Source organism: Proteiniclasticum aestuarii (assembly GCF_017368455.1).
Lineage (GTDB): Bacteria > Bacillota > Clostridia > Clostridiales > Clostridiaceae > Proteiniclasticum > Proteiniclasticum aestuarii.
On the sequence record NZ_JAFNJU010000006.1, the window covers coordinates 192177 to 204805 of the forward strand.

12 protein-coding genes are annotated in these 12629 nt (G+C 46.5%); 10 read left to right on the top strand and 2 right to left on the bottom strand.

Annotated features, from left to right (window positions below):
• Window positions 1–5 precede the first annotated feature (5 nt).
• From J3A84_RS09380 to J3A84_RS09390, 3 genes are all read left to right on the top strand, one after another.
• The gene (locus J3A84_RS09380) at window positions 6–509 is read left to right on the top strand and encodes a TRAP transporter small permease (RefSeq protein WP_207599757.1); all 504 of its coding nucleotides are present in this window, start codon (window positions 6–8) and stop codon (window positions 507–509) included.
• Window positions 509–1792, top strand: coding sequence for a TRAP transporter large permease (locus J3A84_RS09385; RefSeq protein ID WP_207599758.1), 1284 nt, complete (start codon window positions 509–511; stop codon window positions 1790–1792). Before J3A84_RS09380 ends, J3A84_RS09385 begins: the two co-directional genes overlap by 1 nt.
• Before the next feature lie 84 nt (window positions 1793–1876).
• On the top strand, window positions 1877–2893 hold the full coding sequence (locus J3A84_RS09390) for a zinc-binding alcohol dehydrogenase family protein (RefSeq protein WP_207599759.1): 1017 nt from the start codon (window positions 1877–1879) through the stop codon (window positions 2891–2893).
• A 68-nt stretch (window positions 2894–2961) separates the two neighbouring features.
• On the opposite strand, the gene J3A84_RS09395 is transcribed toward J3A84_RS09390, so the two are convergent.
• Entirely contained in the window at window positions 2962–4449 is a 1488-nt protein-coding gene (locus J3A84_RS09395; RefSeq protein WP_207599760.1) for a tagaturonate epimerase family protein, read from the bottom strand.
• Between the two features lie 228 nt (window positions 4450–4677).
• Between J3A84_RS09395 and J3A84_RS09400 the strand changes: the two genes are divergently transcribed.
• Complete coding sequence (locus J3A84_RS09400; protein WP_207599761.1) at window positions 4678–6141, top strand: tagaturonate reductase; 1464 nt, start codon at window positions 4678–4680, stop codon at window positions 6139–6141.
• Between the two features lie 15 nt (window positions 6142–6156).
• Window positions 6157–7653: a UxaA family hydrolase gene (locus J3A84_RS09405; RefSeq protein WP_207599762.1), complete on the top strand. Its 1497-nt coding sequence runs from the start codon at window positions 6157–6159 to the stop codon at window positions 7651–7653.
• A gap of 215 nt (window positions 7654–7868) precedes the next feature.
• Here the strand turns inward: J3A84_RS09405 and J3A84_RS09410 are convergent, their stop codons facing one another.
• The gene (locus J3A84_RS09410; RefSeq protein ID WP_207599763.1) at window positions 7869–8165 is read right to left on the bottom strand and encodes a hypothetical protein; all 297 of its coding nucleotides are present in this window, start codon (window positions 8163–8165) and stop codon (window positions 7869–7871) included.
• Between the two features lie 325 nt (window positions 8166–8490).
• Between J3A84_RS09410 and J3A84_RS09415 the strand changes: the two genes are divergently transcribed.
• The 5 genes from J3A84_RS09415 to J3A84_RS09435 all read left to right on the top strand — a co-directional run bounded on the left by J3A84_RS09415 (window position 8491) and on the right by J3A84_RS09435 (window position 12609).
• The gene (locus J3A84_RS09415) at window positions 8491–8646 is read left to right on the top strand and encodes a hypothetical protein (protein WP_207599764.1); all 156 of its coding nucleotides are present in this window, start codon (window positions 8491–8493) and stop codon (window positions 8644–8646) included.
• 23 nt (window positions 8647–8669) lie between these two features.
• Entirely contained in the window at window positions 8670–9080 is a 411-nt protein-coding gene (locus J3A84_RS09420) for a hypothetical protein (protein ID WP_207599765.1), read from the top strand.
• A 238-nt stretch (window positions 9081–9318) separates the two neighbouring features.
• Window positions 9319–10359, top strand: a complete 1041-nt coding sequence (locus J3A84_RS09425) for an LCP family protein (RefSeq protein WP_207599766.1) — start codon at window positions 9319–9321, stop codon at window positions 10357–10359.
• Between the two features lie 418 nt (window positions 10360–10777).
• On the top strand, window positions 10778–11779 hold the full coding sequence (locus tag J3A84_RS09430; protein ID WP_207599767.1) for a LacI family DNA-binding transcriptional regulator: 1002 nt from the start codon (window positions 10778–10780) through the stop codon (window positions 11777–11779).
• Window positions 11780–11904: 125 nt separating this feature from the next.
• Window positions 11905–12609: a CpsD/CapB family tyrosine-protein kinase gene (locus J3A84_RS09435; RefSeq protein ID WP_207599768.1), complete on the top strand. Its 705-nt coding sequence runs from the start codon at window positions 11905–11907 to the stop codon at window positions 12607–12609.
• Window positions 12610–12629 lie beyond the last annotated feature (20 nt).

Here is a 12629-nt window from a genome sequence, read left to right on the forward strand (position 1 = left end):
ATAAATTGAATAATAAAAGAGTAGGCCTAAGCTGGCTTATTAATCTAGATATCATCATTGCAGGTATTGCATTAGTGGTCTTGGTTACACTCACATTATTCGGTGCACTGTCCAGATATTTTCTAAATAATCCATTTACCTGGATGGAGGAGATTCAACTCCTCCTCGAGGTATGGGTTGTTTTTTTAGGAGCTGGATATGCATTTAGAGCAGGAGGCCATGTTGCCGTAGAACTGCTTGTGGAATACTTACCTGAGAAAGTCCAGAAGATCATTGAATATTTCATTGCTGTAATTGTAATCGGAACAATCGGGTATCTCCTCTATCAGAGCATGGGGTACTTTGACTTATTCCAGAGCAGTGAAAGAACCACAAGTATACTGCGGATTCCCTATACACTTGTTTATGGGATCGTACCTATAGCCTGCGTCCTTATGCTTGTGAATTACATAGGTGTATTTATCGTCAATAACAGAAAAGTGGATGCTGTAAAGGAGGAAAAGAAATAATGGACTTAATATCAATCATATTTGTTTTGCTTCTTGTACTTCTGTTTCTGAAAGTACCTGTCTACATAGCCATCCTAGGCGCATCACTGGTTTACTTCTTGTTCACGCCTGGAGTGAACAGCATTGTATTTGCACAGCAGGCCATTGGCGGAACAGAAAGTATCTCTCTACTGGCAGTTCCATTCTTTGTGCTTTTAGGATCCCTGATGAACTACAGCGGAGTCACATCAAGAATATTTGATTTTGCTTCCATGCTGACTGGTAGAATGAAGGGTGGGTTAGGACACGTCAACGTGCTTTTATCCACACTGATGGGCGGACTATCAGGGTCGAATCTGGCTGATGCGGCTATGCAGTCTAAAATGCTGGTGCCTGAAATGGAAAAGAAAGGTTTTTCTAAGCCGTTCTCTACTGTGATCACAGCAACTTCTTCCATGATTACCCCATTGATTCCGCCTGGAATTGCGATGATCTTATATGGTAGCATCGCAAATGTTTCCATCGGAAAATTATTTGTCTCAGGAGTCGGGATCGGTCTTCTGTTGTGTCTAGCACTGATGAGTGTGGTGGCTATCATTTCTAAGAAGAGAAATTATCCTAAAATCAGAGAGAATCGATTGACTGTATCTGAATTTATAGAAGGCGCAAAACCTGCATTTTTTCCTATGCTGATACCGGTAGCTATCATTGGTGCTATCAGAGCAGGAATTGTCACTGCCACAGAGGCAGGATCCTTCGCCGTGCTTCTCGCCATAATTCTGGGCATTGCCTACAAAGAGCTGGATTTCAAGAAAGCTGTGCTTTCGGTGAAAGAGACTGTAAGTTCCACATCAGGAATCATGCTCATCGTTGCAGCTGCAAGTGTTTTCTCATGGGTACTGACCAAAGAGAGAATTCCACAGCAGTTGGCGGAATGGCTCATTGCCACAATCAGCAACAAATACGTATTTCTGTTCGTAGTGAACATATTCCTTCTGATTGTAGGGATGTTCATTGAAGGAAATGCGTCGATGATTATTCTGGTACCACTGCTGGCACCCATTGCCGCAGCCTTTGGAATCAACGAGATTCATTTTGCGATGATCTACATCTTCAACAATGCCATCGGAGCACTGTCTCCACCAATGGGTACACTGATGTTTGTCACTTGCGGTATTACCGGATGTAAGACAAAAGACTTCATAAAAGAAGCGGTTCCGTTCTATGGATTACTGTTTATCGTCTTACTGCTGGTAACCTATGTTCCATTCTTTTCAATGGGACTGGTAAATCTGATATACTGATTATGAGCAGGGGTGAAACCCTCTCATAATTCTTATTTGTGTCATGATGTATACATGATAAATACAAGATGCGAGGAGAAAATAATGAAAGCGATATATATAAACAAACCTGGTGAAGTAGAAATCAAAGAAATCGCACAACCTGTTCCTAAAGAAGGAGAAGCACTGTTAAAGGTATTATACGGTGGAATCTGCGGAAGCGATCTGGGTTCCTACAGGGGAACTTTTGCCTATTTCGAATATCCTAGAACGCCTGGACATGAGCTCAGTGCTGAAATCGTGGAAATCGGAGAGAATTCCTATGGCTTGAAGGAGGGAATGCACGTTACAGTGAATCCTTACTTCAACTGCGGAAAATGCTATTCCTGCCAGAGAGGACTTGTCAATGCCTGTACGACCAATCAGACCATGGGTGTTCAGAGAGAAGGTGGTTTTGCTGAGTACATTACGATGCCCGTTGAGAGAATCATAGACGGCAAAGGACTTACACCAAAAACACTGACACTGATTGAACCATTCTGCATCAGTTTTCATGGAGTGAAGAGAGCTTCAGTGAATGCCAAAGATAAAGTGCTGATTGTTGGAGCAGGTACAATTGGTGTTCTGGCTGCCATTGCAGCAAAATCATTTGGTGCTGAGGTTTATATTTCTGATATTTCCGAGAAGAAACTGGAGTTTGCCAAGAATTTCGGTGTGGAAGGAACAATCCTGAACGATACGCCTGAGAATTTTGAAAAGGGTGTAGCGGAAATCACAGACGGAAATGGCTTTGATGTGACCATTGAAGCAGTAGGTCTGCCATCCACTTTTCAGAATTGCATCGATGCAGCAACATTTGGCGGAAGAGTGGTACTGATCGGAGTTGGGAAGAAGAATCTTGATTTCAACTTCACAATCATTCAGAAGAAAGAACTCAATGTATATGGTTCAAGAAATGCGCTGACTTCAGATTTTGTTGAATTGATTGACATTGTCAAATCTGGTAAAGTGGATTTAGAGAAGATCATTACAGATATATACGATTTTGATGATGCTGCCAAAGCATTTTCGGATTTCGACCAGAATGCTGCCAATATGCTGAAAGTGCTTATTGAGTTTTAAAGATTTCAGGCAAAATAAGAAGCAGCCTCTGCTGGAATCTGCAGGAGCTGCTTTCTTTAAAGCTGTTTCTATTTCAGGTTCAGCAGTGCAAGATGCCTGCTGATGTGTTCATCCAGATGCTTGGTGTAGTCCTCCATATGGTCATCCAGGGCATCGAAGAAACGTTCTCTCAGGAGGAAGTTTCCGTGCTCGTCCTGGTCTCTCAGGATATATCCGTAGGTGATATGAAGAAGCTGCCGTGCATCATTGTTTTTGAGATACTCGGGAAGCTTATCGTCTTCCATATCATGAAGAGAGGGGATGTTGTTGAGATTGGTGGTCACATGGTAAAGGGCAGTGGCATCACTGAACCTGTCCAGCGCATGGGCGTGGACCTCGCGATAGAGCGCAGGCTCTTTTTCCGCCAGGACTTCCACAGCTTCCAGCCAGTTTGTGCCAGCGGTCTTCACATGGAACTTTCCATGGGTCTCTCTTGCCACAATGGGGAAGATGGAAAACTTGTCACTGCCTGAATGCACACTGATCCGGTATCCGAAATGCTCGGCGATGGCCACATGGGCTCTGATGTCCTGGGTGAACATATCCAGGTCACCGATATAGTCGATGCCTTTCTGGAATTCACCGATGAATCTTGGTGCCATGGTGGAGATGATGATGTTTCGGTCCTTCAGCTCCTGAGCGATGATGTAGTGGGAGATGGGATTGGTCGGTGTGGAGGTCTCATCGATGGAGATCTCAAAATCCAGAGGTAGTTTATAGGGCTTGATGATCTCTTCATAGACTTCCTGAATGAAGCTTATGGCTGCATAATAGGTGAGCACATCTCTCATGAGCTGGATTTTACTGATGGAAAGGCTCAGACCTTCGAATTTCACATCCGAATCCAGATATTTCTCTTCATAGTAGGAGCGGATGGAGGCATCCAGCACTTCATACTTGGTCAGAAGTTCTTCATCATTCAGATCCAGAATGGTGTTGTCGATTTTCTCGGAGGAATCCAGTGTGATCATGGTTGCGCCCAGATCCAGTTCTTTCAGGATATCTTCCTTGGTCTTCAGATGATCCCCATCTGCACCGAAGCCTTTCTTGTAGCCTTCCTGGAAGACTGCATAGGAAGCGGCATCAATGACATCCTCATATTTTCGGTGGGTCATATCCAGTTCCCTAACACTCTGCTGGGCAAAGATCGGGAACACATCGGTGTCTTTCACAGCGCGGATGTGACCAGGAGTCGCAAGACCGAGCCGATCGCCAAGGCCCACGGATGTTCTGTGCTCCGTGTTTGCCACGGGGGCAGTGTAGGGGAAGTATTTATTGAGGACCAGCCTGTTCTCATGGGTGGGAAAAGCCAGCTTGAAACCGTTGTTCTCGTATCCGATGAGATCCTCATAGAGTTCACCGGAGCCTGTAGCCACCAGAAACTTCTGAGCACCCTGGCGGATCAGGACGACCTTTGCGGCCAGATACTGCGAAAGAGAATCGGTGTAGACTTTTATACCTTCATAGTAAGGTTTGAGGGAATCCCCTTTAAGATCTTTAATCAGTTGTTTATACATAAAATAAGCCTCCTATAGATGGTCTGGAAACGGATTACAGACTGTAGTTGATACAATTAAATTATACATCATATGGAATCTGTTTTAAGCGCAAAGCCCTTAATACAAGGAAAGTTCGTGATTTATTCATACTTTTAACAAGGCCGTCACTGGAGAAACCAAAGAAACCATCTTAGCCCGTCACTGTCTATTACAAATGAAACCGGCGTAACGCCCAAGGAGGAAAAAATGAAAAACATCAAAGATACCATCCAGAAGAAAAACGGACATCTCAAGGAAAAGGTGCTGCAGTTCGGAGAAGGGAATTTCCTGAGAGCCTTTGTGGACTGGATGATCGACGAAGCCAACGACGAAAGACATTTTGATGGAAGCGTCGTGATTGTGCAGCCCATCGAGCGCGGCATGGTGGATAGGATCAACGATCAGAACGGAATGTACACGCTGATCATGAGAGGACTGGAAAACGGGGAGAAGACGGAGAAGGTCAAAGCCATCACATCCGTGTCCCGCGGAATCAATCCTTTTGAAGACTATGAAGGCTATATGGCCATGGCGGAAAGTGGCGACCTTCAGGTCATCGTCTCCAACACCACAGAAGCCGGCATCAGCTATGTGGAGGGAGACAAGCTGGAAGATCCGCTGCCAAAGGCATTTCCTGCCAAGATCTGCAAGTTCCTCTATCACAGATATAAGCACTTTGACGGAGACAAGGAGAGAGGCATTCTGCTTCTGCCGGTGGAGCTCATAGACAACAACGGAGGAGAACTGGAGAGAATCGTGAAGCAGTACGCTTCCGAATGGAACCTGGAACCTGCTTTCATCACCTGGCTCGATGAGGCCTGCTCCTTTGCCAATACCCTGGTGGACCGGATCGTCACGGGCTATCCAAGAGACGAAGTGGAAGCCTACAGCGAGAAGTTCGGCTATGAAGACAATCTTATGGTCACATCCGAAGTCTTCAATCTCTGGGTCATCGAAGCAGACAAGAAGTATGCGCAAATGTTCCCCATCCAGAAGACCAGTGCCAACGTCATCTGGACAGACGATGCACGTCCCTACAAGAAGAGAAAGGTGAGAATCTTAAACGGTGCCCACACCTCCACTGTGCTTTCCGCTTATCTCTCCGGATTTGATTTTGTCGGTCAGTTCATTGAAGATGCGGACTACAATACCTACCTGAAGGCGCTGATTTTTGATGAAATCATTCCGACCATAGACCTTCCCGATGACGAGCTGAAGGCCTTTGCCGATGCGGTGTTTGAGCGGTTCGGCAATCCCTTCATCAAGCACAGACTGCTTGATATCTCACTGAATTCCGTTTCCAAGTTCACAGCCAGATGCCTGCCGTCTCTCTTGGATTACAAGGCGGAGAAAGGGGTTCTTCCCGTGAGAATGACCTATGCGCTGGCGGCGCTTCTGAAGTTCTATGACGTGAAAGAAGAGGAAGAGGGATTCTTCGGCGTGAGAGAAAACGGAGAAAAGTATCCGGTGAAGGATGACCGCAAGAATCTGCAGTTCTTCGAAAAGATCTGGCAGGAAAAAGACATCACCATTCTGGTGGAAAGAATTCTAGCCAACAAGGATCTCTGGTATCAGGACCTGACGGAAGTGGAAGGACTTAAAGAAGCGGTGACCACGCACCTGCACAATATCCTGACCCTGGGCACGAAAGAAATGCTGAAGAGCTTATAGAAAGGAAATAGAAAGATGGAAAAAGAGAACAGACTCTATCTCATCACCGAGAAAGACAATGTGGCGGTGGCGCTCACGGATGTCAGTAAAGGAGAAGAGATTGAGGTAAACGGCATTACCTATACCGCCCTCAGTGACATCCCGACGGGACACAAGATGGCCCTAAGAGACATCGAAGGGGGAGAAGCCATTGTGAAATACGGCTTCTCCATTGGAAACGCCAGAGCACCCATCGCAAAGGGTGCGCATGTCCATACTTCCAACGTGAAGACAGGACTTCATGACCTGATGGAGTACAGCTACAATCCGAAGGAAGAAGACTACAAGGTCTTCGACGGACCGGACACCTTCAGAGGATACAGAAGGAAAGACGGAAAGGTCGGCATACGAAACGAGCTGTGGATCGTCCCCACCGTGGGCTGCGTCAACGGCGTGGCGGAGCTCATCATAAAGAAGTTCAGGGAAAGGGTCCAGCCGGAAGGCATCGACGCCATCGAAGTCTTCAATCACAACTATGGATGCTCCCAGCTGGGTGATGACCATGAAAACACCAAGACCATTCTGGCGGACCTGGTGAAGCATCCCAATGCCGGTGGCGTGCTGGTGCTGGGACTGGGCTGCGAGAACAATGTCATGGAGGATTTCAAGGTCGCTGTGGGGGACTATGATGAAAAGAGAACGAAGTTCATCGTGACCCAGCAGGTGGGCAACGAGATCGAAGAAGGCATAAGGGCCCTGACCAGCCTCTACGAGGAAATGAAGAAGGATCAGCGCGAGGAAGTGCCTGTTTCAGAGCTTTCCATTGGCCTCAAGTGCGGAGGGTCCGACGGATTCTCAGGCATCACAGCCAATCCGCTTCTGGGAAGACTTTCAGACTACCTGGTGGCAAAAGGGGGAACCACCATTCTGACGGAAGTGCCGGAAATGTTCGGTGCGGAAACCATCCTCATGGACCGGGCGGAAAATGAGGAGGTCTTCGGAAAGATCGTTCACCTCATCAATGATTTCAAGCAGTACTTCATCGACAACAAGCAGCCGATCTACGAGAATCCCTCTCCTGGCAACAAGGATGGTGGCATCTCCACTCTGGAAGACAAGTCCCTGGGATGTACCCAGAAGGGCGGCAGCTCCATGGTGACGGATGTGCTGAAGTATGGAGAGATTGCTGCGAAGAAGGGGCTGAACCTCCTCAGTGCGCCAGGAAACGATCTGGTGGCCTCCACTGCCCTGGGGGCATCCGGATGCCATATGGTTCTGTTCACCACCGGCAGAGGCACACCTTTCGGCAGCTTTGTGCCCACGGTGAAGATCTCCTCCAATTCACGCATCGCAGCCCTGAAACCCCACTGGATTGATTTCAATGCGGGACAGATGCTCGATGGAAAACCCTCCGATGACATGACGAAGGAATTCATCGACTACGTCATCGCAGTCGCCAGCGGAGAACTGGTGAACAATGAGAAATCCGGATTCAGAGAAATCTCCATCTTCAAGACCGGTGTGACGCTGTAGGGCGCGCCCGATACACTGCAAGCAAAGAGAGAAAAAGAGAGAGGCTGCACGGCAGCTGAATCTGGTGCAGCAGAAAAAAAGAACCAAGTAAAACCATCATAAAAGGAACACCCGCACGCTGATGGGCCTAGTCAGCAGGCGGGTGTTTCATCTTTTTCTCGACAGTAAAATCTCCCGGAAGACGGGGAAAATCTTCCAGGAGAAAATGAAAGGGTTTAGAACTTGCAGAAAATACTTTTGAAAGAAGGATCATTGGGATCATATCCTGCTCTCTTGTCATCGAATTTCTTGCCGATGAACTTCACTGTACTCATCTTTTCCACTTCGTAGATATCCCAGGTGTAGCTGTTGTCGTTGGCTTTGTTGAAGCCGCCGATCTGATAGCCTCTCAGGAGTCCTACACCGTTTATGTCTGTTCCATAGATAAAGGGTTCCACGATTCTGACGGCTCCTTCATACTCAAATTCAATGATCTCGCCATCTCTGATGGCATCGCAAATGGTCGTATTCAAATTATTTCACCTCACATGATATTTTCCACGAATGGAATGTGTTTCTATGGATATCATAGCATTAAAATGTTGATAAGCTTTTACGAAACCGTGAACTGTTTGACGAATCTGAATCGGAATCAGGATGGGAAGATGCGTCTGTAATTGAATTTTTATTGACATAAAATTAACGATAAAGTATAATCTGATAATTAAGTCAATTCGATGGTTCCATGAATCCGAATCAGATACAGATTTGTCATAATTATGAAATCTTATTCGAAGTGGGCCATGATAGAATTAGGTATGCGTGAACGGAAGATAAAAATGAACGGAAGGTGATATTATGGAATTCTTGTATGGCATTCTCGTGATTGTCGTCATTGCTCTTTTGATACTTTTACCAACCAAGATCAGAAAGATGAAAAGGAAACCGGAAGACGATCTGGATCGGTTCTTCCCGGATCAGGATGAGAAGAGCAAGGAGCAGTTCATCCGCTGATATTTCCCATAAGGAGGAGGAATATGGAAGAAAATAATAATCTGGGCAGGAAGACAGGAAAAATATGTAAGTCTTCACTCTGCAGAATTATGGTTCCCATATTGGTGATCCTTTTGCTGGGATTCGGTGCGGTATCACTCATCGACTCTTTCTATCACACCAGAGGAAAAAGTTTTGTGGTCCTTGCACAGCAGGGCATCGAAATTCAGCGTATTGCCATAGAGCCCTGGAAGGATAAGGTTTCTGAAGTGCCCGTATGGTATCAGGGCAGGCAGTATCATCTGAAGATCGAAGTCAACGGCGGTGCGGCAAGACTGATGGAGGAATCGAGGGGGAGAGCCCGGTATCAGGGTCAGGAGGATAGCCCGTGGATCTATGACAGTTCGGACAGCTATACCTATGAGCCCCTGAAGCTGAAACTCTATTTTGAATAAGTGATATCCGGTGGAGCCGAATCTCACAGGAAGCGTCTTATTGTGCTCAGTTTCAGAAAGAAGCTGAGCATTCTTATTTGCAGGCTGTTATGATAAAATAAAGTGGAAAGATTGTGCGTAGAATCAGAGGGATCCATCTGGTCTGCCTATGCAGAAAAAAACTCCCAGATCCTAGAGAGATGAAAAATAAACCGCTTAATCAGGTGAAAATATGGAACAGGAAGGGAAGGAAAGAATTATGGAAGAAAAGACCAGAAAGAAAAGGAAAGCTTATTATGTGCTTGCGGGTATTGTTTCCATCCTCCTTGTGCTATTTATCGGGGTTTATTATACACTGACCTCGCTGAACAGAACCGGAACAGAAATCGTGGATGGGGAAGCGGTCCTTCCTCCCGAAGAGGAACTGGAATCCATTGAAGGAACACCGGAGGATATAGACGAAGACTACATCTATGAGGTAAAGGATCCGGAGAGTGAAGCCATCTACCGAAAGATTCCCATTGACGAGAATGTCTTCAATGTCCTCCTGGTCGGCAGTGATGTGAGAGGCGATGAAGAGGGAAACGGGCGATCAGACAGCATGATGCTCGTAAGCTACAACAGAGAAACGAGTGACATCCGCATCGTTTCTTTCATGCGAGACACCTGGATCGCCATTCCGAACAGGGAATGGAACCGAATCAATGCGGCCTATGCCTTCGGCGGCATCGGTCTGGCGGTGAATACCGTCAATGAGAACTTTGAGCTGGACATCCAGAACTATGCCATTGTGGAATTTGAAGGACTGAAAAGCATTGTGGATACATTGGGCGGCATAGAGGTGAAGCTCACAAAAGCTGAAATCAGAAAGATCAACAGTGCAGGGGCAGGGGACAGGATTCCCCTAGAAGAGGGTATCTATACACTGAATGGAGAGCAGGTACTGATTCATTCCAGAAACAGAAGCACCGGCGATGGAGACTTCGGAAGAACCAGAAGACAGAGAGATGTGATGACCGGTATTCTGGCGAAGATGAAAGAGACCCTGAATCCTGTGAAGCTCACCAGATTCATCACGGAGTCCCTGAAATATGTGGATACGAACTTGAAAGCCGATACCCTGTTCACTCTGGGGCTGGAAGTGCTGGGCTCGGGCAGCAGCGGCCTCAGTCAGGCAAGGGTCCCCTTTGATGATACCTGGCGCTATGCGGACAAGGGCGGCAGAAGCGTCGTGACCATTGACCTTGAGGAGAACAGAAGGCTCCTGTACGAATATCTCTATGAAGAGAAGAACGACTAGAGTGAGAACCAGGACGATGCCTTCCTGGATTTGCAGAGCCAAGCACATCTGAATAGAGAATTCAGTAAGGGATTTCTTCAAGGTGGCTGCCCCTGGGGGCAATGGCCACCTTGAATCATGTAAAGGTGAACTGTTAATAGCACATAGCAGGAAATGAACCGGAAGGAATCATGAAGCATCAGAAGAGTGGAAGAGCGTGCGAGAAAGCACTGCCTTGCCGATCTCTATGATGAGGGTGAAATCCTGCCTGCCAGCCTTGGAGAGAACAGGGGGGCATAGGTGCTCTGGCTGTAGAGAAATTTAATATACAGAAGCGCTGAAAAGGGTACAAAAAGTAGTGGAATCTGTATTATAATAAGAATGTTGCGTAGAAGAACATGGATTGAATGATAAAGAGGGATGAAGGATGCCGGTTACAATGAAACATATTGCAGAGCTTTGCGGAGTCTCCGTTGCCACGGTTTCAAAAATCGTGAACAGAAAAGACGATGATGTCAAAGAGGAAACCAGACTGCGGGTGCTGAAGACCGTGGAAGAAGAAGGCTACTTCATCAATACGCTGGCCAGAAGCATGAAGACGAAGAACACGAAGACACTGGGACTCATCGTACCGGATATCAAGAATGCCTACTATACGGACACCTCAAGAGGAGCAGAAGATATGGCTGTGAGAAAAGGATACACCCTATTTCTCTGCAATACGGATGATTCCATCAACAAAGAGATCAGTTATCTTGTGAAACTCATGGAGAAGCAGGTGGATGGCATCATCATCATCGCTTCCATGGAACGGGACGTGGAGATGGAAGAGCTTCTGAAAATCAATGTGCCCTTTGCGGTGCTGAACAGTTCAACGAACTACAAAGACTACGCCGTAAAAGTCCAGGTGGATAATTATAAGGGCATGTACGAAGGTGTGGAACACCTCCTCGGTCTGGGCCACAAGAAGATCATGTATCTTCAGGGGGAAACCAGACTGAGCTTCGGAGAAGAAAGATTCCGCGGTTATAAGGATGCCCTGGAAAAGCATGGCATTGCCTATGATGATAACCTGGTGGCCACCACCACCTTCAATGTGGAGGGGGCCTATGGCTATCTCAGAGAAAACGGCCTGGTACCAGAGACCACAGCCATCATGTGCGGCAATGATCTCATGGCACTGGGGGTTCTCAACTGGGCGAAAGAGGAATGCATCGATGTGCCGGGCGATCTCTCCATCATCGGATATGATGACACGATCTTCAGCGTCATCTCTTCTCCGAAGATCACCACAGTGAATCAGCACTGCCACCTGGTGGGCGAGATCCTGGTGAAGGAGCTTCTGGAGAAGATCGATTCAGAGGATTTCACTCAGAGGATGATTCCGGTGGCATCTCACCTGGTGGTCCGTGAATCCACAGGGAAACCCATGATTCATTAGAAACCATTGATGATAGGCAATAATGAAAATAATTATATGGAACAAAAACAGGAAACTCATGTTATAATATTCGAATAGAATAAAAACAGAGAGTATCCTATAGGAAATGAACTTCGGAGGAACAAATGAGAGATTTATTAGTAACCTTGACAGACAGCAAGTCTGTAGCGGCAGAAGCGTATAGAACCCTGAGAACGAATATCCAGTTTTCATCCTTTGATGAAGAAATGAAGATCATCACCGTGACTTCTTCCAGACCCTCAGAGGGAAAATCCACTGTGGCCTGCAACATGGCCGTGACCTTCGCGGAGAACGGAAACAGAGTGCTGCTTATCGATGCGGATCTGAGAAGACCAACGGTTCACAAGAAATTCAAACTACCGAATTCTCTTGGTATCGTAAATCTGATTCTGGAGCCCCAAAGGATGAATGAAATCATCCATGAGGATGTCATAGAAGGGCTTGACATCGTGACTAGTGGAGCCATTCCGCCAAACCCTTCAGAACTCCTTGGTAGTAAGAGAAACAGAGCACTGCTCTCAAAGCTTAGAGAAGAGTATGATACGATTATCCTTGATACACCACCACTTCTGGCTGTGACCGATGCCCAGGTGCTGACGACCATTTCTGATGGTACTGTCATTGTTGCCCAGCATGGCGTGACTAAAAAAGATGAGATTCTTCAGGCCAAGAGTCTGCTGGAAAAGGTGAAAGGAAATATCTTAGGGGTAGTCTTGAGTCAGATTCCAATGGATGACAACAGTCACTATTACTATTATTCCTATGAGGAAAAGAAAACTGGTAGAAAAGAAAGAAGAACAAAGAAGTAATGGTGAGGAGCTGTTCGAAA